General features: G+C 66.5%; 21 protein-coding genes and 1 tRNA gene. 14 read left to right on the forward strand and 8 right to left on the reverse strand.

Annotation, left to right across the window (positions count from 1 at the left end; genetic code table 11):
• The first annotated feature begins 93 nt into the window (after positions 1-93).
• From SPHN_RS11535 to SPHN_RS11545, 3 genes are all read left to right on the forward strand, one after another.
• Complete coding sequence (locus SPHN_RS11535; RefSeq protein ID WP_248523454.1) at positions 94-1050, forward strand: isopenicillin N synthase family dioxygenase; 957 nt, start codon at positions 94-96, stop codon at positions 1048-1050.
• Positions 1051-1450: 400 nt separating this feature from the next.
• Entirely contained in the window at positions 1451-4225 is a 2775-nt protein-coding gene (polA, locus tag SPHN_RS11540; RefSeq protein ID WP_248523456.1) for a DNA polymerase I, read from the forward strand.
• Positions 4226-4346: 121 nt separating this feature from the next.
• Complete coding sequence (locus SPHN_RS11545; protein ID WP_248523458.1) at positions 4347-5864, forward strand: lipopolysaccharide biosynthesis protein; 1518 nt, start codon at positions 4347-4349, stop codon at positions 5862-5864.
• Between the two features lie 18 nt (positions 5865-5882).
• Here the strand turns inward: SPHN_RS11545 and SPHN_RS11550 are convergent, their stop codons facing one another.
• Both SPHN_RS11550 and SPHN_RS11555 read right to left on the reverse strand, forming a co-directional pair.
• The gene (locus SPHN_RS11550) at positions 5883-7199 is read right to left on the reverse strand and encodes an Nramp family divalent metal transporter (RefSeq protein WP_248523460.1); all 1317 of its coding nucleotides are present in this window, start codon (positions 7197-7199) and stop codon (positions 5883-5885) included.
• A gap of 340 nt (positions 7200-7539) precedes the next feature.
• A complete protein-coding gene (locus SPHN_RS11555) occupies positions 7540-8163 on the reverse strand; it encodes a DNA-3-methyladenine glycosylase family protein (RefSeq protein ID WP_248523461.1) in 624 nt (207 codons plus the stop codon).
• Between the two features lie 72 nt (positions 8164-8235).
• On the opposite strand from SPHN_RS11555, the gene SPHN_RS11560 reads away from it, so the two are divergent.
• The gene (locus tag SPHN_RS11560; RefSeq protein ID WP_248523463.1) at positions 8236-8553 is read left to right on the forward strand and encodes a 2Fe-2S iron-sulfur cluster-binding protein; all 318 of its coding nucleotides are present in this window, start codon (positions 8236-8238) and stop codon (positions 8551-8553) included.
• Positions 8554-8717: 164 nt separating this feature from the next.
• On the opposite strand, the gene rlmB is transcribed toward SPHN_RS11560, so the two are convergent.
• Positions 8718-9461 (reverse strand): 23S rRNA (guanosine(2251)-2'-O)-methyltransferase RlmB, encoded by a 744-nt coding sequence (gene rlmB / locus SPHN_RS11565; protein WP_056055070.1) that lies wholly within the window; start codon positions 9459-9461, stop codon positions 8718-8720.
• A 162-nt stretch (positions 9462-9623) separates the two neighbouring features.
• Here rlmB and SPHN_RS11570 point away from each other — a divergent pair.
• From SPHN_RS11570 to SPHN_RS11605, 8 genes are all read left to right on the forward strand, one after another.
• Positions 9624-9710 (forward strand) — tRNA-Tyr (locus SPHN_RS11570).
• A 140-nt stretch (positions 9711-9850) separates the two neighbouring features.
• Positions 9851-12277 (forward strand): glycogen/starch/alpha-glucan phosphorylase, encoded by a 2427-nt coding sequence (locus SPHN_RS11575; protein ID WP_248523465.1) that lies wholly within the window; start codon positions 9851-9853, stop codon positions 12275-12277.
• Positions 12274-14436 carry a 1,4-alpha-glucan branching protein GlgB gene (gene glgB / locus SPHN_RS11580; protein WP_248523467.1) on the forward strand — a complete coding sequence of 721 codons (2163 nt, stop codon included), beginning with the start codon at positions 12274-12276 and terminating at the stop codon, positions 14434-14436. The genes SPHN_RS11575 and glgB overlap by 4 nt, the downstream gene beginning before the upstream one ends.
• Before the next feature lie 82 nt (positions 14437-14518).
• Positions 14519-15781 carry a glucose-1-phosphate adenylyltransferase gene (gene glgC / locus SPHN_RS11585; protein ID WP_248523469.1) on the forward strand — a complete coding sequence of 421 codons (1263 nt, stop codon included), beginning with the start codon at positions 14519-14521 and terminating at the stop codon, positions 15779-15781.
• Between the two features lie 148 nt (positions 15782-15929).
• Positions 15930-17375 carry a glycogen synthase GlgA gene (glgA, locus tag SPHN_RS11590; protein ID WP_248523471.1) on the forward strand — a complete coding sequence of 482 codons (1446 nt, stop codon included), beginning with the start codon at positions 15930-15932 and terminating at the stop codon, positions 17373-17375.
• Positions 17372-18991 (forward strand): alpha-D-glucose phosphate-specific phosphoglucomutase, encoded by a 1620-nt coding sequence (locus tag SPHN_RS11595; protein WP_248523473.1) that lies wholly within the window; start codon positions 17372-17374, stop codon positions 18989-18991. The genes glgA and SPHN_RS11595 overlap by 4 nt, the downstream gene beginning before the upstream one ends.
• Positions 18991-20520, forward strand: a complete 1530-nt coding sequence (gene treA / locus SPHN_RS11600) for an alpha,alpha-trehalase TreA (RefSeq protein ID WP_248523475.1) — start codon at positions 18991-18993, stop codon at positions 20518-20520. Before SPHN_RS11595 ends, treA begins: the two co-directional genes overlap by 1 nt.
• Positions 20517-21350: an HpcH/HpaI aldolase/citrate lyase family protein gene (locus tag SPHN_RS11605; protein ID WP_248523477.1), complete on the forward strand. Its 834-nt coding sequence runs from the start codon at positions 20517-20519 to the stop codon at positions 21348-21350. Before treA ends, SPHN_RS11605 begins: the two co-directional genes overlap by 4 nt.
• 139 nt (positions 21351-21489) lie before the next feature.
• Here the strand turns inward: SPHN_RS11605 and SPHN_RS11610 are convergent, their stop codons facing one another.
• The 5 genes from SPHN_RS11610 to SPHN_RS11630 are packed head-to-tail and all read right to left on the reverse strand — an operon-like array spanning position 21490 to position 25368.
• Entirely contained in the window at positions 21490-21753 is a 264-nt protein-coding gene (locus tag SPHN_RS11610; RefSeq protein ID WP_248523479.1) for a plasmid stabilization protein, read from the reverse strand.
• A 48-nt stretch (positions 21754-21801) separates the two neighbouring features.
• A complete protein-coding gene (locus tag SPHN_RS11615; RefSeq protein ID WP_248523480.1) occupies positions 21802-22383 on the reverse strand; it encodes an ABC-type transport auxiliary lipoprotein family protein in 582 nt (193 codons plus the stop codon).
• An 8-nt stretch (positions 22384-22391) separates the two neighbouring features.
• Positions 22392-23354: an MlaD family protein gene (locus SPHN_RS11620; protein ID WP_248523482.1), complete on the reverse strand. Its 963-nt coding sequence runs from the start codon at positions 23352-23354 to the stop codon at positions 22392-22394.
• Positions 23354-24259 (reverse strand): ABC transporter ATP-binding protein, encoded by a 906-nt coding sequence (locus SPHN_RS11625; RefSeq protein ID WP_248523484.1) that lies wholly within the window; start codon positions 24257-24259, stop codon positions 23354-23356. Before SPHN_RS11625 ends, SPHN_RS11620 begins: the two co-directional genes overlap by 1 nt.
• On the reverse strand, positions 24259-25368 hold the full coding sequence (locus tag SPHN_RS11630; RefSeq protein ID WP_248523486.1) for an ABC transporter permease: 1110 nt from the start codon (positions 25366-25368) through the stop codon (positions 24259-24261). The genes SPHN_RS11625 and SPHN_RS11630 overlap by 1 nt, the downstream gene beginning before the upstream one ends.
• 62 nt (positions 25369-25430) lie before the next feature.
• On the opposite strand from SPHN_RS11630, the gene SPHN_RS11635 reads away from it, so the two are divergent.
• Together SPHN_RS11635 and SPHN_RS11640 are read left to right on the forward strand one after the other, a co-directional pair.
• The gene (locus SPHN_RS11635; protein WP_282580544.1) at positions 25431-26171 is read left to right on the forward strand and encodes an HAD family hydrolase; all 741 of its coding nucleotides are present in this window, start codon (positions 25431-25433) and stop codon (positions 26169-26171) included.
• An 87-nt stretch (positions 26172-26258) separates the two neighbouring features.
• Positions 26259-26627 carry a hypothetical protein gene (locus tag SPHN_RS11640; RefSeq protein WP_248523487.1) on the forward strand — a complete coding sequence of 123 codons (369 nt, stop codon included), beginning with the start codon at positions 26259-26261 and terminating at the stop codon, positions 26625-26627.
• Positions 26628-26648 lie beyond the last annotated feature (21 nt).

Raw genomic sequence — 26648 nt, forward strand, 5'->3', positions numbered from 1 at the left:
CGTTCAAAATGTAAACCAACCCTAACCCAGGCATTTGGCACCGCCTCCCCGACCCCCTATATCGGGTGCAACCCCAATCCGGACACGAACCCCATGCTCGACACCCCCGCCGCCCAGGTCCCGACGCTCAGCCTTGCAACCCAGGACACCGACCCCGACGGCTTCGCCGCCGCGTTTGGCGAATCGTTCGAGCGGTTCGGCTTCGCGATCGTCGCCGATCACGGCATTCCCGCCGACCTGATCGAGCGCGCCTGGGCCGAAACCAAGCTGTTGTTCGACCTCCCCGAGGACGAGAAGCGCGGCTATCACATTCCCGGCGGCGGCGGCGCGCGCGGCTACACGCCGTTCAAGACCGAGATCGCCAAGGATGCCAAGGTCGTCGACCTCAAGGAATTCTGGCACGTCGGCCGTGAGTTGCCCGAGGGTCATCGCTATGCGGACACGATGGCGCCGAACGTCTGGCCGACGCAGCCCGAGGGCTTCAAGCCGGTCTTCCTCGAACTGTTCGCCGCGTTCGACCGCGCGGGCGACAAGCTCCTGTCCGCGATCGCGCGCCACCTGAAGCTCAAGCCCGACTGGTTCGACCCGGCGGTGAAGGACGGCAACAGCATCCTCCGCCTGCTCCATTACCCCCCGATCCCCGCCGATGCGGAAGGCGTCCGCGCCGGGGCGCATGAGGACATCAACCTCATCACGCTGCTGCTCGGTGCCGAGGAAGCCGGCCTAGAACTGCTCGATCGCGCCAACGGCCGCTGGCTGTCGATCAAGCCGCCCGAGGGCGCGATGGTCGTCAACGTCGGCGACATGCTCCAGCGGCTGACCAACAACGCGCTGCCCTCGACCACGCACCGCGTCGTCAACCCGCCCCCCGAACGCCGCGGTCACTCGCGCTATTCGATGCCGTTCTTCCTGCATCCGGCGCCGGATTTCCTGATCGAGACGCTGCCGGGCACGATCACGCCGGACAACGCGAACCGCTATCCGAACCCGATCACCGCGCATGATTACCTGTACGAGCGCCTCGTCGAGATCGGCCTGATCAAGAAGTAAGGGGCGCGAACGATCCTCCCCCGCCAGGGGGAGGTGGCTGGCCCTTGCCAGACGGAGGGGGAGGTAAGGGGTAACCGATGTTCCGTAACCTCCCCCTCCGTCACCTTCGGTGCCACCTCCCCCTGGCGGGGGAGGATTGAGAAGACGGGCACGCCCCAAACCTCCGCTACCACCTCTTTCTCCACCCCGGCGAAGGCCGGGGCCCAATTGGGGGACGGTAATAACGAAGCGCAGCGCGCCGTTACGACCACTTTTCCAATTGAGCCCCGGCCTTCGCCGGAGTGGTGCCTCCCTCGGGACACGACCGCCCCATCCCCCCACCGCTTTTCTCCCCACCTGATACCCAACAACCACGCTTCGCCCATTGGTCCGCGCCGCCGCATCCGCTAGACCGCGCGCGATGCCCCATCTCTATCTCGTCGACGGCTCCGGCTATATCTTCCGCGCCTATCACCGGCTGCCGCCGCTCACCAACAAGCATGGCGAGCCGGTCGGCGCGGTCTATGGCTATACGACGATGCTGTGGAAGCTCGCCGACGAGGTCCACGCCGCCGACGGCCCGACCCACATGGCGGTCATCCTCGACAAATCCTCAAAGACCTTCCGCAACGATCTCTACGACAAGTACAAGGCCCAGCGCCCTCCCCCACCCGAGGACCTCGTCCCGCAGTTCCCGATGATCCGCGACGCCACGCGCGCGTTCAGCCTCCCCTGCATCGAGACCGAGGGACTCGAAGCCGACGACATCATCGCCTGCTATTCGAAGGCCGCGCTAGCGCAGGGTTGGGAAGTCACGATCGTCAGTTCCGACAAGGACCTGATGCAGCTGATCGAGCCCGGCCTCGACATGTACGACACGATGAACAACCGCCGGCTTGGCGCGGAGCATGTCGCGGAGAAATTCCACGGCGTCACGCCCGCGCAGCTCGGCGACGTGCTCGCGCTGATGGGCGACAGCGTCGACAACGTGCCGGGCGTTCCCGGTGTCGGCCCGAAGACCGCGGCGAAACTGATCCTTGAACACGGCGATCTCGAATCCGTCCTCGCCGCCGCCGACGGCATGAAGAAGAGCAAACTGCGCGACAATCTGATCGAGCATGCCGAGATGGCGCGGCTGTCGAAGGTGCTGGTCTCGCTCAAATGCGACGTCGCGCTGCCCGAACCGCTCGAGGATCTCGAACTCAAGGGCATTCCCGACGCGCCGCTGCGTGCATTCCTCGAGCATCACGGGTTCAAGTCGCTGCTCGCCAAGCTCTCCGCGGTCGCCGACGCGCCGGTTCCCGAATCGCCCGTCGTCGCGGACATGGACGACGACGAGCCCTGCAAGCACGACGACTACGAGACCGTGGTCGACGAAGCCGCACTCGATCGCTGGATCACCGTGGCCAAGCACCAGGGCTGGATCGCGATCGATACCGAGACGACTGGCATCGACGCGACCCGCGCGGATCTCGTCGGGATCAGCATGGCGCTGCATCCGAACCTCGCCTGTTACGTACCTATCGCGCATGGCGGGACGGATTTGCTCGCGGAAAACCCGGTCCAGCTCGATCGCGCGCTCGTGCTCGCAAAACTGAAGCCGTTGCTGGAGGATCCGAGCATCCTGAAGATCGGCCACAACCTCAAATACGACATGATCGTCCTCGGTCGCGCCTATGCGTCGACCGGCGGCGTGCAGATCGCGCCATTCGACGACACGATCGTCATGAGCTTCGATCTCGACGCCGGCCTCCACGGCCACGGCATGGACGAACTCGCCGCCACGCACCTCTCGCACACCTGCATCGCGTTCAAGGACGTGGTCGGCACCGGCAAGACGCAGCGCACCTTCAACGAAATCGACCTCAAGGCCGCGACCCGCTACGCCGCCGAGGACGCCGACGTGACGCTCCGCCTGTGGCGCCGGTTCAAGCGCCGGCTTCCCGCGGAGGGCTCGACCCGCGTCTACGAGATGGTCGACCGCCCGCTCGTCCCCGTCATCGCGCAGATGGAGATGCACGGGATCAAGGTCGACGCCGCGAAACTGTCGAAGCTCTCGACCGAGTTCGCCGGCCAGATGGCGAGCCTCGAAACCGAAATCCACGCGCTCGCCGGCGCGCCGTTCACGATCGGCAGCCCCAAGCAGCTTGGCGACGTGCTGTTCGAGAAGATGGGCATCAAGGGCGGCCGAAAGGGCAAGTCCGGCGTCTATTCGACCGACGTCACCGAACTCGAGCGGATCGCGGCGGACAAGGATTCGACCGGCGCAGTTATCGCGCGCAAAGTGCTCGACTGGCGCCAGTTGTCGAAGCTGAAATCGACCTACACCGACGCGTTGCAGGCGCAGATCAACCCGGCAACCGGCCGCGTCCACACGTCCTACTCGCTGACCGGCGCGCAGACCGGCCGGCTGTCATCGACCGATCCGAACCTCCAGAACATCCCGATCCGCACCGAGATCGGCCGCCAGATCCGCGACGCGTTCGTCGCCGAGCCCGGCAACGTCATCCTCGCCGCCGATTACTCGCAGATCGAACTGCGTCTGGCGGCGCACATGGCCAACATCCCCGCGCTGAAAACTGCGTTCGCAAACGGCGACGACATCCATTCGCTCACCGCGCAGGAACTGTTCGGCGAGGTCAACCGCGACACCCGCGGCCGAGCGAAGACGATCAACTTCGCGATTCTCTACGGCATCTCGCGCTGGGGCCTGGCGGGGCGTCTCGACGTGAGCGCCGACGAGGCACAAGCGATGATCGACCGCTATTTCGATCGCTTCCCCGGCATCTCGACCTACATCGTCGAGACCACCGAAAGCGTCCGTGCCACGGGCTACACCACCACGCTGTTCGGGAGAAAAACCCACTTCCCGCGCATCCGCTCGAAGATCCAGCACGAACGCCAGGGCGCCGAGCGCGCCGCGATCAACGCCCCGATCCAGGGCACCAGTGCCGACATTATCAAGCGCGCGATGGTACGCATGGGCCCCGCGCTGCTCGAGGCGGGCCTGCCGAACGTCCGCATGCTGCTCCAGGTCCACGACGAACTCGTGTTCGAACTGCCCGAAGGTGACGTCGAAGCGGCCAAACCCGTGATCGAACGCGTGATGGCGACCGCCGCGCAACCCGCGGTGACGCTCGACGTACCACTCGGCATCGAGATCGGCACAGGCCTCAGCTGGGGCGCGGCGCATTGATCCAGCCCCCCCCGTCATGCCGGGCTTGTTCCGGCATCCACCGTTCCGCGTATTCGCCAGCCTATGAGTGCGCGGAACGGTGGACCCCGGAACAAGCCCGGGGTGACGGAGGCTATCGGCAGTGACCGAGGCCACGCAGGATATCGACACGCTCGCCAAGGGTGGTCGCACCAACATTGCCGGCTTCGTCCTCCGCCTCGCCGCGCGAATCCCGTTCCTGTTCATCGCCGGCCGCATCTACGGCCCTGACCTCGTCGGCCGGTTCGCGATCGCCGTCGTGGTCGTCGAACTCGCCGCGCTCCTTGCAACGCTCGGCCTGAAACGCGGCCTCGCCCAAGCACTCAGCAGCGCCGACCGTCCGCACGCCAATGTCGTGTGGGACGCGATGGCGGTCGCCTTCATCGCCTCGCTGATCGCTAGCGCCGTGCTCTGCACGTTCCCGCAGATCATGTATCCGAACAGCGCAATCACCGGGCTCGACCGGTTCCTGCCGCTGATCATCGTCGCGATCGCGTGGTCCGACGTCAGCCTCGCAGCCCTCGCCTACCGCCTTAACGTCAAGGCCGCGGTCACCGCCCGCGCGGTGGTCGAACCGTGGACGATCTCGATCGCCGCCTGGGCATTCTCCTATTTCACGATCCGCGACGGCCTCGTGCTCAGCTATGTCGCGTCGATGACCGCGGCGCTGATCGCCAGCCTCGTGCCGTTCCTGCGCAGCTACGGTATTCCGCGCGGTTGGAAACCCCAGCTCCGCCCGTTGTATGCGCTCGCCCGCGCCAACGTGCCGCTGGCGGGCGCCGACATTCTCGAATGGGGCAGCCGCAACGTCGACCGCTTCATCCTCGGCGTGATGTTCGAGCCGAAGGTCGTGGGCATCTATTACATGGCGCAACAGGTCGCCTCCCTGCCGCAAAAACTGAAGACCAGCTTCGACCCGATCCTCGGGCCCGTCATAACCCACAGCCTCGCGATCAACGACCGCGCCGCCATCGCCAATCAGGTGCGACAGGTCGCGTTCTGGATCATGGCCGCGCAAGGCGGACTCGCGTTGATGGGCTCGATCCCCGGCGAAGCGGTGATGGGCGTGGTCGGCCCGCAGTTCGTCGCCGGCACCGCCGCACTCGCGTTCCTGCTGACCGCCGAGGTGCTCGCCTCGACCGGCGCGGTCAGCGAATCCGCGCTCGTCTACATCGCCCGACACCGCAACCTGATGATCTCCGCGGCGATGCTCGCCTTCCAGGTCGGGCTCAGTTTCGCGCTGATCTTCGCGATCCGCGCGCTTGGCTACCCGGTCAATTACCAGGCTGCAGGCCCAGCGATCGCACTGATGCTATCGGTGGGCGTGACCTCGATCATCAAGGCGAAGCTGCTCGGCCATCTGCTCGGTGCCAACGTGTCTCCGTGGCGTTGGCCGCTGGTCTGGGCCGCGCTCGCCGCGATCGTCGTCGGAGCTGGGTTCACCGCGCTACCTGATCACTATGAATGGGTCGAACTCGCGGTCGGCGAACCCGCGATCGCCGCAACCTATCTCTACATTCTGTGGAAATACGCGTTCGGCCCTGCCGACCGCGCGCTGTTTAGCAAGAAGCCGAAGGCCGACGAAGCTGCACTGCCCAACGCCGGTGCGCCGGTCGCCTGACCTTCGCTCCGGAAGTTTTTAGAGCATCCCGTAGAGCAGCGTGCCGTTCAGGCCGATGATCACTGCGGCGATCACCCAGGCAAGCGTTTTCAACCAGACCGGGCTCACCAGATCGCCCATGATCGTGCGGTCGCCGGTGAACTTCACCAGCGGGACGACCGCGAACGGCAATTGCAGGCTCAGCACCACCTGGCTCAGCACGAGCAGCTTTGTCGCGCCCGAATCGCCGGTCGCTCCGACGACGAACACGGCGGGGACGATCGCGAGCAACCGCGTCACCAGCCGCCGCGCCCAGACGGGCATGCGCAGGTTGAGGAAGCCCTCCATCACGATCTGGCCGGCGAGTGTGCCCGTCACCGTCGAGTTTTGCCCCGAGGCGAGCAACGCCACCGCGAACAGCACGCTTGCCGCGCCCATGCCGAGCATCGGCGCGAGCAGTTCATAGGCCTGGTCGATCTCGGCGACGTCGGTGCGGCCGGCGACGTGGAAGGTCGCGGCGGCGAGGATCAGGATCGAGGCGTTGATGAAGAAGGCGAGGCCGAGCGCCACGGTGCCGTCGATCGTCGCCATCGTGATCGCGTCGCGCTTGCCCGCAGCGTCCTTGGCGAAAGCGCGGGTCTGGACGATCGACGAGTGGAGGTAGAGGTTGTGTGGCATAACGGTCGCGCCGAGGATGCCGATCGCGATGTAGAGCATCGCCGGGTTGGTCACGATCTCGGTGGTCGGCACCAGCCCGCCGAGCACGCCCGCCCATTCGGGCTGCGCGAGGAACAGCTCGAAGATGAAACAGCCGGCGATGATCACCAGCAGCGCGACGACGAAGGCCTCCAGCTTGCGGAACCCGAAGCGTTGCAGCGCGAGGATCAGGAATACGTCGAGCGCGGTGAGGACGACGCCGTAGACCAAGGGCAGTCCGAACAGCAGCTTCAGCGCGATCGCGGTACCGAGCACTTCGGCGAGGTCGCAGGCGATGATCGCGATCTCGCAGAGGAACCAGAGTATGAGCGAGACCGGCTTCGAATACTCCGCGCGACAGGCCTGGGCGAGGTCGAGGCCGGCGACGATGCCAAGGCGCGCGGACAGGGCTTGCAGCACCATCGCCATCAGGTTCGACAACAGCACGACCGACAGCAGCGTGTAGCCGAAGGCGGAACCGCCGGCGATGTCGGTCGCCCAGTTGCCGGGGTCCATATAACCGACCGCGACGAGATAGCCCGGGCCGACGAACGCGAACAGACGCCGCCAGAACGACGCACCTTCGGGGACGACGACGGTGCGGTGGCTCTCGGCGAGCGAGTTGGCGAAGTCGGAGGCGGGAAGATTGGGGGCTGACATCGGGGGCTGCTTTGCCGGAACGGGCGATGGGGAACAAGCGCCCGTGTCCCGAACGCTGCCAAAGCAGCCCTACCCGCCCCCGGTTCCGTCATCCCGCCCCCGCACATCACCCGTCGCCCCCGTCCGTCGCCCTCCGTCCGTCCCCCGCCCGTCGCTCTCCGCCCGTCGCCCCCCGTCCGTCACCCCAGCGAAAGCTGGGGTATCCCGGTTGGCGGGTGTCACGACTCGAACGGGGAGATCCCAGCTTTCGCTGGGATGACGGGTGGGGTGGGGTGGGGTGGGGTGGGGTGCGGTGGGATGACGGATGGAGTGGGGTGTGGAACAGAAGCGAAGAAGGAGATCAGATCACCTTCATGTCCGCCTGGTAATGATGCCACGCGAAGATCGCCGCAGCACCGCGGTGCGGGCGCCAGGCCTCTGCTACTTCGCGCGTCAGTTTCTCGCTCGGCCGCGTCTCGTGGCCAAGGATCCGCCCGACCTCGATCTGGATCGCGAGATCGCCCGCCGGCCAGATGTCCGTCCGCCCTTCCGCGAACAGCAGGTAGATTTCCGCCGACCAGCGGCCGATCCCCTTCACGCGCACCAGCGCGGCGATCGCCTCTTCGTCGTCCTCGGGCAGGTTGGTCAGGTCGAGCCGGCCGCTCGTCACCTCGTCGGCAAGGCTGCGGGCATAGCCAAGCTTCTGCCGCGAGAGACCTGCGCTGCGTAGCACCTCGTCGCTGGCGGCGGCGATCTTCGCCGGATCGCCCGCGCCGCCGACCACCGCGTCGAGCTTGGTCCACACCGCCGCCGCCGAGGCGACGCTCACCTGTTGGCCGACGATCGTCCGCAGCAACGTCGCGAAGCCGCGCTCGCTGATCCGCGGCGCGGGGTGGCCGGCATTGCCGACCGCGACCGCGAAGGCGGGCTCGATCGCGCACAGGGCCGCCATCGCGGTGTCGAGTTGGTCTGCGCTCAGCCCCATGTCGGGCGCCAAGACGCTTGATCGCGCGCGGCGGTAACGCCATGGATCGGCGGAAGTTTTTCGGAGGACAGCATGCCCAAGCTTATCGTCGTGACGCGCGAAGGGGAAGAACGCGAAATCATGGGCGAATCCGGCCTTTCGGTGATGGAAGTCATCCGCGACGCCGGGATCGACGAGATCCTGGCGCTATGCGGCGGCTGCTGCTCGTGCGCCACCTGCCACGTCCATGTCGACCCGGAGTTTGCGGGCAAACTCAAGCCGATGGGGCCGGACGAGGACGACCTGCTCGATTCGACCAGCGACCGCGACGAGTTCTCGCGCCTGTCGTGCCAGATCGAGCTGACCGAGGGCCTCGACGGCCTGAAAGTCCGGATCGCCGCCGAGGATTAAGCCCCAGTCCCTCGCCCCTCCGGGGAGAGGGAGGGAGGAGCCGTAGGCGACGGAAGGGAGAGGGGCTGTTAGGATGGAACGTCCCGAGCCTCACGCCCCTCTCCCTTCCCACCGCAAGTGCGGCGGGCCCCTTCCCTCTCCCCGTCGGAGAGAGGGAATTCAGGTCACCGCGTCGTTATCGCATACAGCGCGATCGCTGCGGCGTTCGACACGTTCAGGCTCTCCACCTTCTCCGAGATCGGCAGTTTCGCCAGTTCGTCGCAATGCTGCTCCGTATTCTGCCGCATGCCCTCGCCCTCGGCGCCGAGCACGATCGCGATCCGCTGCGTCCCCATCGCCTCCGACAGCGTCTGCGTCGCGTGGCCCGTAAGCCCGATCCGCCAGAAGCCAGCCGCCGCGATCTCTTCCAGAGCGCGCGCAAGGTTCACCACCCGGATCCAAGGCACGCTCTCAAGCGCCCCGGACGCAGCCCGAGCGATCGTCCCCGATTCCGGCGGTGCATTACGATCCGGTGTAATAATCCCCAGCGCATCGAACGCAGCCGCCGAGCGCAAAATCGCGCCGACGTTATGCGGATCGGTCACGCCATCGAGGATCACAAGCGGGCGGTTGTCGTCCTTGCCGTGCTCCAGCAGATCCGCCAGCCACATGTCCTCGAGCGGCTCGACCTCGATCACCACGCCCTGGTGCGGCGCATCGCCCGGCACCAGCCGCGCCAGATCCATCGCCTCGGCATAGGTCACCGGCACGTCGGCCGGCAGGTCGAACCCGGCCAGCGCCTCGCGCGTGCCGAGGATTTTCCGCACCGTGCGCTCCGGATTGGCGAGCGCCGCCCCGACTGCGTGCTTGCCCCAGAAGCGGGGGCGGCCTGCCGGTGCCTTGCTCGGCCTGTGTCCCTTGCGTGCCATATTCGCTCTCTATCGTGTCTGTGTATGCACGCGTCCTTGTCGGCATTCGGCCTCTGCGGCAACACCGAAGCGCGAAACTTCGCAAAAGCTGCGTTGACACACCGGGCGCGCTTCGCCATTGAGCCGCCTCGCTTGAGAGAGCGACGTTCGCAAGAGCGGCCTGGACAGGTGGCCGAGTGGTTAAAGGCAGCAGACTGTAAATCTGCCGGAGTTTCTCCTACGTAGGTTCGAACCCTACCCTGTCCACCACCGCCCCAGCGCGGTGATGGGTTTATCCAAAATCAAAACATTGATCGGCAAGCATCTTTTCCGAGACGGGAAGGAAGTCCGCGTGACATCGGCTCGCGGAGGGTTAGGATCACGGCGACCGTAACGATTTCGGAAGCCGCGTGACCTCAGACCCCGCCGTACAGCAGCCCGCCCAAGATCTCGCCGACTCGATCCTAGACACGCTCGTCCACCGCATCGGCAAGGACGCCCAGGCAGCGAGGCCACACGACTGGCTCGCCGCGACGATCCTGACCGTGCGCAACGACATCGTCGAACGCTGGATGGCCTCGACCAAGGCGGCGCACGCAGCGGGCGCCAAGCGCGTCTATTATCTCAGCCTCGAATTCCTGATCGGCCGGCTGCTGCGCGACGCGGTGACCAACCTCCAGCGCAACGACGAGGTCACGCAGGCCCTAAAGCTCCACGGCGTCAACCTCGCCGAACTGGAGGAGATCGAGCCCGACGCGGCGCTCGGCAATGGCGGCCTAGGCCGGCTCGCTGCCTGCTTCATGGAGAGCATGGCGAGCCTCGCGCTCCCCGCCTACGGCTACGGCATCCGCTACGTGAACGGCATGTTCCGCCAGCGGATCGACGATGGCTGGCAGGTCGAGATGCCCGAAAACTGGCTCGCGCACGGCAACCCTTGGGAGTTCGAACGCCGCGAGAGCGCCTATTTCGTCGGCTTCGGCGGCGAAGTGACCGTCGCGGACAACGGCCAGGTCCATTGGAGCCCGTCCGAGGCGGTCGAGGCGACCGCCGTCGACACCCCCGTCGTCGGCTGGCGCGGCAAGCACGTCAACACGCTCCGGCTGTGGACTGCCCGCGCGTTCGATCCGATCAAGCTCGACCGCTTCAACGCCGGCGATTTCACCGGCGCGCTCGCCGACCAGCTGCGCGCGGAGACGCTCACGCGCGTCCTCTACCCCAACGACTCCACCGCCGCCGGCCAGGAACTCCGCCTGCGCCAGGAGTATTTCTTCTCGTCCGCGTCGATCCAGGACATCGTCCGCCGCCACATCCAGTATTTCGGCGACATCCGCACGCTGCCCGACAAGGCCGCGATCCAGCTCAACGACACGCATCCCGCGGTGTCGGTCGCCGAGCTCATGCGGCTGCTGATCGACCATCACGAATTCGCGTTCGACGAGGCGTGGAAGATCACGCGCGCCACCTTCGGCTACACCAACCACACGTTGCTGCCCGAGGCGCTGGAGAGCTGGCCCCTGCCGCTGTTCGAACGCCTCCTCCCCCGCCACATGCAGATCGTCTACGCGATCAACGCCAAGCTGCTGCGTGAGGCGCGCGGCACGGACGGCATAGACGACCGCGCGATCGCGGCGATCAGCCTGATCGACGAGGGCGGCGAGCGACGCGTGCGGATGGCGAACCTCGCCTTTGCCGGCTCGCACAGCGTCAACGGCGTCGCCGCGCTCCACACGCAGCTGATGAAGAAGACGGTCTTCGCCGATCTCCACAAGCTCTACGCGACACGGATCAACAACAAGACGAATGGCATCACGCCGCGCCGTTGGCTCCAGCAGTGCAACCCCGGCCTCACCGCACTGATCCGCGACGCGATCGGCGATGGCTTCCTCGACGATGCCGAAAAGCTCGTCGATCTGGATGTTTTCGCGGACGATTCCGGTTTCAGGGAGCGCTTTTCGAGCGTGAAGCGTTCGAACAAGGTGGCACTGGCTAATCACATCAAGGAGACGATGGGGCTCCGCATCGACCCGGACGCGATGTTCGACGTGCAGATCAAGCGCATCCACGAATATAAGCGCCAGTTGCTCAACATCATCGAGACGGTCGCGCTCTACGACCAGATCCGCAGCCATCCCGAACGCGACTGGACGCCGCGCGTGAAGCTGTTCGCGGGCAAGGCAGCCTCGAGCTATCACAACGCGAAACTCGTCATAAAGTTGGCGAACGACGTAGCCCGCCGGATCAACGCCGACCCGTCGGTCGGTGGCCTGCTGAAGGTCGCGTTCCTGCCCAACTACAACGTGTCGCTGGCGGAGAAGATCATCCCCGCCGCCGACCTCAGCGAACAGATCTCGACCGCCGGCCTCGAGGCGTCTGGCACCGGCAACATGAAGTTCGCGATGAACGGCGCGCTAACGATCGGTACGCTCGACGGCGCGAACATCGAGATCAAGGACCGCGTCGGCGACGACAATATCTTCATCTTCGGCATGACCGCGGACGAGGTCGAGGCGAAGCGCGCCAATGGCTATGATCCGCGCGCGGTAATCGACGGCTCGAACGAACTTCGCCAGGCAGTGTCGGCGATCGCGTCCGGCGTGTTCTCACCCGACGACAAGACGCGCTACGCCGGCTTGATGGGCGGGCTGTACGAGGGCGACTGGTTCATGCTCGCCGCCGATTTCGACAGCTACGCCACCGCACAACGCGCGGTCGACACGCGCTGGAACGACCGCGACGCGTGGGTCGCCTCGACCGTCCGCAACGTCGCGCGCGTCGGCTGGTTCTCGTCAGACCGCACGATCCGCGAATATGCGCGGGAAATCTGGACGGTGATGTGAAGCCATCCGAAGGCGCCATCGTTGCCCTCCTCGAAGGGCGTCACGACGATCCGTTCTCGCTGCTCGGCGTTCACAACGGCCCGACCGGTGTATTCGCACGTGTATGGCTGCCCGGCGCGGACAAGGCCGAGGCGCATGCGCTCGACGGCACCGCGCTCGGCACGCTCCCCCGCATCGACGATCGTGGCCTGTTCGAAGGCCCGATAGACGGTGACCCGCAGCCCGTGAAATACCACGCGGAGGCGGGCGACACATCGTGGTGGGTCACCGACCCCTACAGCTTCGGCCCCGTCCTCGGCCCGATCGACGACCTGCTGATGGCCGAGGGTACGCACCGCCGCCTCCACGACAAGATGGGCGCGCACCTGATCGAGCACGAAGGCGCACACGGCGTCCACTTCGCGCTCTGGGCCCCCAACGCGCAGCGCGTGTCGGTGGTCGGCGACTTCAACGACTGGGACGGCCGCCGCCACGCGATGCGCAAGCGCGGCGACGTCGGCGTGTGGGAGATTTTCATCCCAGACATCGGCGAATATCGTGCGTACAAGTTCGAGATCGTCGGCCCCGATGGCCAGCTTCAACCGCTCAAGGCCGATCCGTTCGCGTTCGCATCCGAACTCCGCCCCGCCAACGCCTCGATCACGCGGAAACTCGCGCACGACTGGGCCGATACCGATCACCGCAAACACTGGTCCTCGGTCGATCCCCGCCGCGTGCCGATCAGCATCTATGAGGTGCACGCCGGATCGTGGGACCGCGACGCCGACGGCTGGTTCCTGACCTGGGACGCGCTCGCCGACCGCTTGATCCCCTACGTGGTCGAGATGGGCTTCACGCACATCGAATTCCTGCCGATCAGCGAACACCCCTACGACCCGAGTTGGGGCTACCAGACCACCGGCCTCTATGCGCCGTCCGCCCGGTTCGGCGATGTCGAAGGGTTCGCGCGGTTCGTCGACGGCGCGCATCTTGCCGGGATCGGCGTGTTGCTCGACTGGGTGCCCGCGCATTTCCCGACCGACGCGTTCGGGCTCGCGCATTTCGACGGCACCGCGCTGTACGAACACGAAGACCCGCGGCTCGGCTTCCACCCCGACTGGAACACCGCGATCTACAATTTCGGTCGGCGCGAAGTCGCGTCGTTCCTCGTCAACAACGCGCTGTTCTGGGCCGAGCGCTATCACATCGACGGCCTCCGCGTGGATGCCGTCGCGTCGATGCTGTACCGCGACTACTCGCGCAAGGCCGGCGAATGGATCCCCAACGAGCAGGGCGGCCGCGAGAATTGGGAAGCCGTCGCGTTCCTCCGCGACATGAACCGCGAGATCTACGGCCAGCACCCCGGCGTCTTCACGATCGCCGAGGAATCGACCTCATGGCCGGGCGTCTCCGCGCCGGTCGGCGACGACGGCAAGAGCGGTGGACTCGGGTTCGGGTTCAAGTGGAACATGGGGTTCATGCACGACACGCTCCAGTACATGGCGCGCGATCCGCTGCACCGGAAGCACCACCACGGCGAGATCAATTTCGGCCTCGTCTACGCGTTCAGCGAAAACTTCGTCCTGCCGCTCAGCCATGACGAAGTGGTCCACGGCAAGGGTTCGCTGCTGACCAAGATGCCCGGCGACGACTGGCAGCAATTCGCCAATCTGCGCGCCTATTACACGTTCATGTGGGGCTATCCGGGCAAGAAGCTGCTCTTCATGGGCCAGGAATTCGCGCAGCGTCGCGAGTGGTCCGAGGACCGTGCGCTCGACTGGGGCCTGCGCAACGCGCGCAGCCACGAGGGTATCCGCAACCTCGTCCGCGATCTCAACACCGTCTACCGCGAGAAGCCCGCGCTCCACGCCCGCGATTGCGAGGCCGAAGGGTTCGAGTGGCTGATCGCCGACGATGCCGCCAATTCGGTGTTCGCATGGTTACGCAAAGCCCCCGGCGCGAAGCCGGTCGCGATCATCGCCAACATGACGCCGATCGCGCGCGCGCCCTACCGCATTCCGCTGCCGATCGACGGCCGCTGGTGCGAGATCATCAACAGCGACGCGCATGAATATTGGGGCAGCGGCCTCGGCAATCTCGGCGGCGTCGTCGCACAGGACGGCGCGGCCTGGGTCACCTTGCCCCCGCTCGCGACGATCATGCTGGAGTTCGAAGAGTAACGCGATCTGGTAGGCATCGGAACCAGATCGGGGTTGCCGGACGTTATTAATACGACCTGATAACAGAGACTGGAGAGCGAAAATGGTAGAACGGCGAGGACAGCCTCTCGCGCGCGACGCAATGGCGTACGTGCTGGCAGGCGGCCGTGGTAGCCGTTTGATGGAGCTGACCGATACGCGCGCGAAACCCGCGGTGTATTTCGGCGGCAAGGCGCGGATCATCGATTTCGCGCTGTCCAACGCGATCAATTCCGGCATCCGACGGATCGGCGTCGCGACGCAGTACAAGGCGCATTCGCTGATCCGCCACCTGCAGAGCGGCTGGAATTTCCTCCGCTCGGAACGCAACGAGAGCTTCGACATCCTGCCCGCCTCGCAGCGGATCAGCGAGTTCCAATGGTATGAAGGCACCGCCGACGCGGTCTACCAGAACATCGACATCATCGAGAGCCACGCGCCCGAATACATGGTCATCCTGGCGGGCGATCACATCTACAAGATGGATTACGAGCTGATCCTGCAACAGCATTGCGAGACCGGCGCGGACGTCACCATCGCCTGTCTCGAAGTGCCGCGGATGGAAGCGGTCGCGTTCGGCGTGATGGCGGTCGACGAGCACGACAACGTGACCGATTTCGTCGAGAAGCCCGCCGATCCGCCTGCCGTACCCGGCAATCCGGACATCGCGCTGGCATCGATGGGGATTTACGTCTTCCATACCAAATTGCTGTTCGACGAACTGCGCCGCGACGCCGAAACGCCCGGTTCCGCGCGCGATTTCGGCAAGGATATCATCCCCTACCTCGTCAAGCACGGCAAGGCGGTCGCGCATCGCTTCTCCGACAGCTGCGTGCGGTCGGGGCTCGAGGTCGAGGCCTATTGGCGCGACGTCGGCACGGTGGATGCGTATTGGGAGGCGAACATCGACCTCACAGACGTGGTGCCGAAGCTCGATCTGTACGACCGCAGCTGGCCGCTCTGGACCTATTCGGAGGTCACCCCGCCGGCCAAGTTCGTCCATGCCGACGACGGCCGCCGCGGCGAGGCGGTGTCGTCGCTGGTATCAGGCGACTGCATCATCTCCGGCTCCTCGATCCACCGCAGCCTGATCTTCACCGGCACGCGCGCGCATAGTTACTCGATGCTCGATCAGGCGGTGATCCTCCCGCACTGCGTCATCGGCCGCGGCGCACGACTGTCGAAGGTGGTAGTAGATCGCGGCGTGGAAATTCCCGACGGTTTGATCGTCGGCGAAGATGCCGAGTCGGACGCACAGCGCTTCCGGAGGACGGACAGCGGCGTGGTGCTGGTGACCAAATCCATGATCGACCGGCTGACCGCGTGATGATCAAGGCAAATCCTCCCCAGCACGGGGAGGGGGACCATGCATCGCATGGTGGAGGGGGGCTTCCACAAGCGGTACGGTGGCGGCCAGCCCCCTCCACCATTCGCCAGTGGCGAACGGTCCCCCTCCCCGTGCCGGGGAGGATTTGATGCGCGTCCTCTCCGTCGCCTCCGAAGCCTATCCCATCATCAAGACCGGCGGTCTCGCGGACGTCGTCGGCGCGCTGCCGGCCGCGCTCGCGCCGCACGGTGTGGCGCTGACCACCTTCCTCCCCGGCTACCCCGCGCTCGCCGCCGTTACCAAGCGCGCGAAAGTCGTCCACCGCTATACCGACCTGCTCGGCGCCGAAGCCCGCATCCTGAAAGCGAAGATCGGCGACCACCCGCTCCTCGTCCTCGACGCCCCCGCGCTGTTCGCCCGAGGCGGCGGCCCCTACGGTGACGCGGTTGGCGCGGACTGGCCCGACAACTGGCGCCGCTTCGCCGCATTCAGCCGCGCCGCCGCCGACCTCGCCTCGGGCGCGGTCCCCGGCTACGCGTTCGATATCCTCCATTCGCACGACTGGCAGGCGGCGATGGCCCCCGCCTATCTCCGCTACGCCCCCGGCCCAGCCAAGCCCGCCAAGACTGTCGTCACCATCCACAACATCGCGTTCCAAGGGCGCTACGGCTACGACATCTTCGCCGACCTCGCGCTGCCCGACATCGCCTTCGCGCTCGACGGCGTCGAATATTATGGCGGCGTCGGCTATCTGAAGGCCGGCCTCGAAGCCGCCGATGCGATCACCACCGTCAGCCCGACCTACGCCGCAGAAATCCGCCGCGCCGAATTCGGCATGGGCCTCGAAGGCCTGATCAACGATCGCGCGAACCGCGTAACGGGGATCGTCAACGGCATCGACCCCGCCGTCTGGAACCCCGAAACCGACGCGACGCTCCCCGCCCGCTACACCGCGCGCACGCTCGCCCGCCGCCGCATCAACAAGCGTGCGATCGAGACGCTGTTCGGTCTCGACACCGAAGACGGCCCGCTCTTCACCGTCGTCAGCCGCCTTACCGGGCAAAAGGGGATGGACGTCCTTGTCGGTGCGCTTGACGAACTCGTCGCACTCGGTGGCCGGCTCGCCTTGCTGGGCTCCGGCGACGCGGACCTCGAACGCGCGTTCCTCGCCGCCGCCGAACGCCACCCCGGCCGGATCGGCGTCCGCATCGGCTATGACGAGCCCGTCTCGCACCTGCTGCAAGGTGGCGCCGACGCGATCCTGATCCCGTCGCGGTTCGAACCCTGCGGCCTGACGCAGCTCTACGGCCTCGCTTACGGCTGCATCCCCGTCGTCGCGCGCACCGGCGGGCTCGCCGACACCGTGATCGACGCCAACGAAGCCGCGATCGCCGCGGGTGTCGCCACCGGCGTCCAGCACGACGGCGTCACGCCGGAAGCGCTCAGCCACGCGTTGCGTCGAACGCTCGCCCTCTATGCACGCCCCGATCGCTGGGCCATGTTGCAGCGCAACGCGATGCGCGCGGACTTCTCGTGGGACGAGAGCGGCCGCCGCTACGCAAACCTCTATTCGAGCCTCCTGGAGCCCGCATGATCCGCACCGTTTCGACCACGCCCTACACCGACCAGAAGCCCGGCACGTCGGGCCTGCGCAAGAAGGTGAAGGTCTTCCAGCAGCCGAACTACGCCGAGAACTTCGTCCAGAGCGTGTTCGATGTCGTCGCGGACAAGGCCGGCGCAACGCTGGTCATCGGCGGTGACGGCCGCTTCCTCAACCGCGAAGTCATCCAGGTCGCGATCCGCATGGCCGCGGCGAACGGTTTCGGGCGCGTGATCGTCGGGCGTGGCGGCATCCTCTCGACGCCTGCCGCCAGCCACATGATCCGCAAGCGTGGCGCGATCGGCGGGCTCGTCCTCTCGGCAAGCCACAATCCGGGCGGCCCCGACGAGGATTTCGGGATCAAGTACAACATCGCCAATGGCGGCCCCGCACCTGAGGGCGTGACGGACGCGATCAATGCGCGGACGCTCGAGATCGATCGCTGGCTGACCGTCGATGCCGACGACATTGACCTCGACAGCGACGGTGAAGTCACGGTTGGCGACATGCCCGTCGAAGTCGTCGATCCCGTCGAGGATTACGCCGCCCTCATGGAAACGCTGTTCGACTTCGACGCGATCCGCGCCGCCAAACTGACGATGGCGTTCGACGCGATGAGCGCCGTCACGGGACCCTACGCGACCGAGATCCTCGGACGCCGCCTCGGCTTCGCGCCCGGCACGGTCCGCAATGGCGAACCCCTCCCCGATTTCGGCGGCCACCATCCCGACCCCAATCTCGTCCACGCGCACGAACTCTACGAAACGATGATGGCCCCCGACGCGCCCGATTTCGGCGCAGCATCAGATGGCGACGGCGACCGCAACCTGATCATCGGCAAGCATCGCTTCGTCACCCCCTCGGACAGCCTCGCGATGCTGGCCGCCAACGCGCACCTCGCGCCGGGCTACGCCGGTGGCCTGAAGGGCATCGCCCGCTCGATGCCGACCAGCGCCGCCGCCGACCGCGTGGCCGAAGCGCTCGGCATCCCCGCCTACGAGACCCCGACCGGGTGGAAGTTCTTCGGCAATCTGCTCGACGTCGGCATGGCGACGATCTGCGGCGAGGAAAGCGCGGGCACCGGCTCGGATCACGTCCGCGAGAAGGACGGCCTGTGGGCGGTGCTGCTGTGGCTCAACATCCTCGCGGTCCGCGGCGAGAGCGTCGACGCGATCGCCCGCGATCATTGGGCGAAGTTCGGCCGCAACTATTACGCGCGCCACGATTACGAGGGGATCAAGACCCCGCGCGCCGACGCGTTGATGGCCTCCCTCCGCGCGAGCCTCGCTACCCTCCCCGGCCAGCAGTTCGGCGACCTGACCGTCGAGACCGCGGACGAGTTCGCCTATACCGACCCGACCGACGGCTCGATCAGCCGCAACCAGGGCGTCCGCATCCTGTTCGCTGGCGGCAACCGCGTCGTGTTCCGCCTGTCGGGCACCGGCACCAGCGGCGCGACCCTGCGCGTGTACCTCGAACGCTACGAGCCGGTCGGCGGCGACCTCGACCGCGATACCGGCGAGATGCTCGCCAGCATCGTCGCGGCGGCGGAGTCGATCGCCGGCATCGAACAACACACCGGCCGTAACGCACCGGACGTCGTCACCTGATGCGCCGTTACGGGCTGCTCGCGCTATCGACCCTACTGGTCGCGGCATCGCCCGCGCCGCAGTCTCCCGCGCAGATGTTCGGCCCGCTCTACAAGGCGGTGCAGATGCGCGGGCTGTTCCCGGATTCGAAGACCTTCGCCGACGCGACGCCCAAGCGGCCGGCGAAGGCCATCCTCGCCGACTATGCGAAATGCCGCTGCGACGCCGAACCCGCGCTGCGCCGGTTCGTCGCGGCGAACTTCACGATCCCGACGACGCCCGCCGCACCGCCATCGGCCGAGCGGCTGACGCTGAAGGCGCACATCGACGCGCTCTGGCCGCAACTGACACGGACGCAGACGACCGTCCCGACAGGCTCGTCCGCGCTGACCCTGCCGAAGCGTTACGTCGTCCCCGGCGGCCGCTTCCGCGAGATGTATTACTGGGACAGCTATTTCACGCTGCTCGGCGTCCAGCGGTCCGGGCGGCAGGATCTGGTCGAGGACATGGTCGTCGACTTCGGCAGCCTGATCGACCGCTACGGCCATATCCCCAACGGCACGCGCACCTATTATCTCAGCCGCTCGCAACCACCGTTCTTCTACCTGATCGCCGGCCTGTCGCGCGATCCCAGGACGCTGGCGACGCGCAACCGCCAACTCCGTGCCGAACACGCATTCTGGATGGCCGGCGCCGAGACTCTCAAGCCCGGCCAGCAATCGCGCCGTGCCGTCCGCCTGCCCGACGGCGCGCTGCTCAACCGCTATTGGGACGACCGCGACGATCCCCGCGACGAGAGTTATCGCGAGGACGCCGAACTCGCCGACCGTACGCCGTCGCGTAATCGCGGAGAACTATTCCGCGACTTGAGAGCCGCAGCGGAAAGCGGCTGGGACTTCTCGTCGCGCTGGCTGGCGGACGGCCGCACGCTCGCGACGATCCGCACCACGCGGATCGCGCCGGTCGACCTCAACAGCCTGATGGTCGGCATGGAGCAGGCGATCGCCGCGAACTGCCGGACGCTCGGCGACACCGCGTGCGCGACGTCGTACACCGCCCAAGCGACCGCGCGCGCCGCCGCGATCCGCCAGCATCTGTGGAACGGGCGGTTTTTCGCCGACTACGACCTCGACACCAACCGCGCGAACGACTTCGCCAGCGCCGCGATGGCGTTCCCGCTGTTTGCCAAGGTCGCCACGCCCGATCAGGCAAAGGCGACCGCCACCGCACTCCGCCCGTTCGTCGGCGAAGGCGGCTTGCGCACGACGCTGATCGGCAGCGGCCAGCAATGGGACGACCCGAACGGCTGGGCGCCGCTGCAATGGATCGCGATCCAGGGCCTGCGCGGCTACGGCGAGACCGCGCTTGCCGACCGGATCACCAAGGCCTGGCTCGCGTCGGTCGACCGCGAATATCAGGCGAGCGGCAAGCTGCTGGAGAAATACGACGTGGTCGAGCGCAAGCCAGGCGGTGGCGGCGAATATCCCAACCAGGACGGCTTCGGCTGGACCAACGGGGTCACGAGGGCGCTGATGGTGGATCGCCCATGACGCGCCGCCGCCGCAGCGCGCTCTACATGCCCGCGTCGAACACGCGCGCGATCGCGAAGGCACGGAAGCTCGATTGCGACGTCGTCATTCTCGACCTGGAGGATGCGGTCGCGCCGGACGAAAAAGCCGCCGCGCGCGACCGGGTCGTCGAGGCGGTACGCGAAGGCGGGTTCGGCGCGCGCGAACTCGTGGTGCGGATCAACGGCCTCGGCACACCGTGGTACGCGGACGACATCGCTGCGGTACGCGCCATAGGCGTCGACGCCGTTCTCGTACCCAAAGTGTCCTACCCGTCCGATCTGGAGGCAATCCGCACGTCGCTGGGCGAGGCGGGCCCGCCGATCTGGGCGATGATCGAGACCTGTGCCGCGATCCTGTCACTCCCTGCGCTGTCGCAAGCGGCTTGGGGGTCACGGCTGACGGCGCTGATCGCCGGTACCAACGATCTCGCCAAGGACATGCGGTGCCGTCCCGGGGCGGATCGCACCCCGCTGATCCCCGCGCTCACCGCAATCGTGATGGCCGCGCGTGCGGCGGGGATCGTCGCGCTGGACGGCGTGTGCAACGCGCTCGACGACCCTGCGCGCTTCGCGGCCGAGTGCGCTCAGGGCGCGATGCTGGGGTTCGACGGGAAGACGTTGATCCATCCGTCGCAAATCGATGCGGCGAACGCCGGTTTCGGTCCGAGCGAGGAGGAGTTGGCATGCGCGCGGGCGATCGTCGCGGCATTTGCCAAGCGGGAGAATGCGGACAAGGGCGCGATCCGGCTGGACGGCCAGATGGTCGAGCGGCTGCATCTGGCCGAGGCGGAAGCAGTGCTGGCGCGCTGAGGCGGACTTAGATTCTCCCCTGCAAGGGGAGGTGGCTGGCGCTTGCCAGACGGAGGGGTGAAACCCTGTCGACAGCGCGATACCCCTCCGTCAGTCCTGCGGACTGCCACCTCCCCTCCCAGGGGAGGATCAAGTATTGTCAGCCCTTCGCAGCCTTCCGTCGGGTCTCCCAACCCTTTCTTGCCGCCGCGGACCGATCACCACTCCGCGCAGACGCCTGCGTATCGGGCTTGCCCCGACCCGAGCCGGACTTGTTGCCCCCGCCCGAATCCTTGTTCACCGTAGCCCAGGCCCGCGCCTCGGCCTCAGGCTCGGGAACACCCTTCGCCTCATAGCCATCCGCGATATGCGCGGCCTTGCGCTTCTGCTTGTCGGTGTACGCGTCCTTGTCACCCTGTGGCATTGCCGCTCTCCTCGTCAGAGAGCTTCAACGCTCAAACCAACAGGTCGTTCAGCGGCCGATCCAGTCCGCCACTTCGGTCGCGACCTGGTTCGCGGCCTGGTTGATCCCGGCCGCAGCCGAAGGCGCATCGATCGCCGACACCGGCACGCGCGCCTCGAAGCGGCGCTTCTCGACCGACGTCTTGCCCGCGCGCATCAGCGACGCGTCGTACGTCACGACCGCCTCGCGAGTCGTCGCATCCAGCCCGAACGACCGCAGCTCGCCACCGAGCAGACCGCCCGGGTCGCCGATCGACTGCGCCGTCGACAGCACGACCAGCCCGGTTCGCGACGAGACCGTATCCGACACCAGCCGTGCGAACAGGCGCGCCGGTGGCTCCGCCCACTGCGCATCGGTGACGTATGCGATCGAGGTCGGCGTCGCCTGGACCGGCACGCGCGCGGTTGCGAGCGACTGCGGCACGACCGGCGTCTGGATCGTAATCGACTTGGCGGTCGCCGAGTCCTGGTTCTGGCCGACCGGCACCGACGAAACGCTCGTCAGCGTCAACAGCGTGGGGGGCGGTTTCGCGCCGAAGCTGATGCACCCGGCGAGTGGCAGCATCGCGATCAGGATGAGCGGTGTCTTCATGGCGTGCCTCACTTACCCTTGTAATCCGGGAGCTTCTGCTGCCCGATCAGCGAACTCGCACCCTGCTGGTCGACCTTCTCGGCGACCGACGACAATGCCGCCGCGGTCGTCCGCAGGTCGTGGACCAGACGGTTGGCCTCGGGGATGGTCGTCTTCGAGAACGCCTGCAGGCCCGGCCGCGCATCGCCGATCGCGGCGTTGAGCGTGTCGGCGCTCTGCTGCGCAGACGTGATCGCCTTGTTCAGGTTCGCCATCGCCGGCTTGACCTCCTCGGACAGCACGCCGTTGGTGGTCTTGGCGAGCACGCCGAACTGCTGCGCGGCATCACCCGCCTGCTGGATCGCGACGCGGGTCTGCGCGAGGGTCGCGGCGATCTCCGGACCACGATCGGCGAGCGCATCGGTCAGCCGGTTGGTGTTCTCGAGAATGCCGGCGATCGACGCCTGATTGCGGTCGGTCAGCAACCCGGTCAGCCGCTCGGTCAGCGTCGACAGGCGCTCGAGCAACTGCGGCGCCGAGTTCAGGATCGCACCGAGGCCGCCCTGCTTGGTCGGGATGACCGGCACACCGTACGGGCAAGGCTGGCCATTGACGTCGGGGCAGGAGACTGCGGGCGCGCCCTTGCGCGCGCCATCGAGCGACACCTGGCTGACGCCGGTGAAGCCGACGCCCGAGATCGACGCGGTCGTGCCCTGCAGCACCGGCGTCTCGTCGTTGACGCTGATCCGGACGCGGACGAACTGCGGATCGTTCTTCCACAGCGAGATCGTCTTGACCTGCCCCGACGGCACACCCGAGAACACGACGGCAGAGCCGCGCGCGAGCCCGTCGACCGACTGGCGGAAGAAGATGTCGTATTCCTTCTCTTCCTTGCCGCCCAGCCGCGCGATCCACACGGTGAACAGCGCCAGCAGGGCCAGCAGGATCAGCACGACGGCGCCGACTAGGACGTGGTTCGAACGGGTTTCCATCAGCGCGTCCTTGCTTCTTTCTCGGCGTATGTCGCGTCGGCGTCGTCCGGCGCGGACTGCTTGGACTGGACTTCAGTAGGATGTCGGGCCGCTTCTTCGTCGGCGCGCTCGTGCGCCTCTTGCGTCGCGACCGCGGCACGACCGCGGGGCCCCTTGAAATATTCCTCGATCCACGGGTGATCGAGCGCGATCAGTTCGTCGATCGTGCCCACCGCGATGACCTTCTTGTCGGCCAGCACCGCGACCCGGTCGCAGATCGCGTACAGCGTATCGAGATCGTGCGTGATCAGGAACACCGTCAGCCCGAGCGTCTTCTGCAGCGACTGGGTAAGCTCATCGAACGCCGCCGCACCGATCGGGTCGAGCCCCGCGGTCGGCTCGTCGAGGAACAGCAGTTCGGGATCGAGCGCGAGCGCACGGGCGAGACCGGCACGCTTCTTCATGCCACCCGACAGCTCGGCGGGAAACTTGTTGGCGGCATCCGCCGGCAGGCCGGTCATCACCACCTTGTACGACGCGATTTCCGCGAGCAACGCGGGCGACAGATCGGGGTAGAACTCGCGCAACGGCACTTCGACGTTCTCGGCCACCGTCAGGGTCGAGAACAGCGCACCGCCCTGAAACAGCACGCCCCAGCGCTTGCGAATCTCGGTCGCTTCGGTCTCTTCACGGCCGATATTCGGCTCGCCGAACACCGTGACCTCGCCCGCGACCGGGGTCTGGAGACCGATGATCGAGCGCATCAGCACCGACTTGCCGGTGCCCGAGCCGCCTACCACGCCGAGGATCTCGCCGCGCCGCACGTCCAGATCGAGCCCCTCGTGCACGACCGAATCGCCGAATGCGTTCTTCAATCCCCGGACGGAGATGATGTTGTCGCTGGTATCGTCAGTATTGCGGGGCATCAGTCCCAACCCAGCCAGGTGAAGAAGACCGCGAAGAACGCGTCGAGGACGATCACCAGGAAGATGCCCTGGACGACCGCGGAGGTGGTGCGCAGGCCGACCTGTTCGGCGTCCGATTCGACCTGCATGCCCTGGAAGCAGCCGGCGATCGCGATGATCGCGCCGAACACGGGCGCCTTGATCAGCGAGATGTACAGGTCGGTGATCGGCACGACTTCGCGGATGCGCGCGATGAAGGTGACCGGCGGAATGCCGAGCTGCACCCAGCAGAGCAGGCCGCCGCCGATGATCGCGATCACCGACGCGTAGAAGCCGAGCAGCGGCATCATCACGATCGCGGCGAGCACGCGGGGCAGCACCAGCGCCTCCATCGGCGACACGCCGATCGTCCGCATCGCGTCGATCTCCTCGGTCAATTTCATCGTGCCGAGCTGCGCCGCGAACGCCGAGCCCGAGCGACCGGCGACCATGATCGCGGTCATCAGCAAACCGAGCTCGCGGATCGTCAGGCGGCCGACGAGGTTGATCGTGAACACTTCGGCACCGAACTGGCGGAGCTGGACCGCGCCCTGCTGGGCGATGACCATGCCGATCAGGAAGCTCATCAGCCCGACGATCCCGAGCGCGGCGACGCCGACCACTTCGAAACGCTGGACGACCGCGTTGAAGCGGAAGCGCTGCGGGTGACGAATGACGCTGCCGAACGCGACCGTGGTCGCGCCGAGAAAGCCGAGCAGCCCGAGCATGGTCTTGCCCGACAGCACGACCGCATCGCCGATCTCGCCGAGCACGCGGCTGACCGCGCTGACCTTGGCGGGCCTGGCTGCGAGCGGCTGGTCGGAGGCGACGACCTGGTCGAACAGCGCCTGGTCGTTGGCGTCGAGCCCGTCGATCGTCGCGTCGTTGCGCGCGGCAAAGCGGTGGACGATCCAGGCGCCGATCGTGTCGATCCGGTCGACCCCGCTCAGGTCGACACGCTTGACCGACGACGCATCGACCGCCTCGAGCCGATCGGGCAGATTGCCGATCTTTGCGAGCGACAGATCGCCGGTAAAGCGAAGCGTGCCGGTATCGGCACCGTCCTGCTGGAAATCGGCCATCGCGCTCATCGGGGGCACCTTTGCGGCAAAGTGACTGGATCGGCAAGATGAATGCGGCGTAAGTCGCGACGATGACCGAATTGCCTCCTGCCCGCCCATCAGGCCCGCCGCCCGCCGATACGCCCGCCCGGCCAAGCGTTAGCCTTGCCATCTACGACATGGACAGGACGATCACGCACATGCCGACCTGGACGCCGTTCCTGCTCCACACAGCGCGGAAGAGCGGCGCGCCGTGGCGGTTGGCGCTCGTCCCGTTCGCGGGGGTGGCGGCGCTCGGCTATGTCGGCAAGCTGATCAGCCGCGGCCGCCTCAAATATCTGATGCAGCGGATGATGCTCGGCAAGCGCATGACCCCCGCCGAAGAACGCCGGGCGGCCGAAGCCTTCGCCGACCGCGTGATGCGCGACGGCGTGTTCGCGAGCGCCCGCGCGCAGATCGAGGCCGACCGCGCCGCCGGCTACCGGCTGGTGATGGCGACCGCGTCGTACCGATTCTACGTCGAGGCGATCGCGCGGCGACTGGGCTTCGACGCGGTGATCGGCACCGAGAGCCTGCGCGACCGCGACGGCGTGCTGCTCGCCGGCATCGAAGGCGAGAATTGCTACGGCCCGGCAAAACTGCGGATGATCCAGGCCTGGATGGACCGCGAAGGCATCGCCCGAGATCACGCGCACGTCCGCTTCTATTCCGACCATGTTTCGGACGCCCCGACCTTCGAATGGGCCGACGAACCCTTCGCCGTGAATGCGCATGGGCCTTTGCGGTTGCTGGCAAAGGCTAAGGGCTGGCCGATGCCGGATTGGGAGCGGTAGCTTCGTTGCGCGAGACGAATTAGCAATTAACAAACTTGGTCGGTAACTATCGCCCAATAGCGAACATTGGTAGTAGGTTATAAGACGGTGACGAAGGAGCGACCCGCCATATTTCGTGCGCTGATCAACTGGATGGATCGGGACTGGGCGAACCGAAGATACAACCCGGTGTTCGCCTTCGCGCAGCGCCTTGTTTGGGGTGTTCCGGTTTTCTTGAGCCTAGCGGTGATCGCCGCACTGGAGGCTCTAGGCTTTTCGCATGACGGTCCGGCTGTCCTCGCCGTTCTTGCGCTTGGTGGCGCGGGAATGTTCGCCATCATGCTCGTCTCTCTTTACCGCTGGGCGATCGGTTACAGCCGTAGCGACTTCCAAAAGCAGGCAGCAGCGGAGCACCAAGCGAGAGTGGCCGGACGGCAGGCGCTCTTCCGCCGATGGGTTAAACCGGACGGCAGCTAACCACCCAAACCGGCTATTCCG

Origin of the sequence: Sphingomonas faeni, assembly GCF_023195535.1 — a bacterium.
GTDB classification, from domain to species: Bacteria; Pseudomonadota; Alphaproteobacteria; order Sphingomonadales; family Sphingomonadaceae; genus Sphingomonas; species Sphingomonas faeni_B.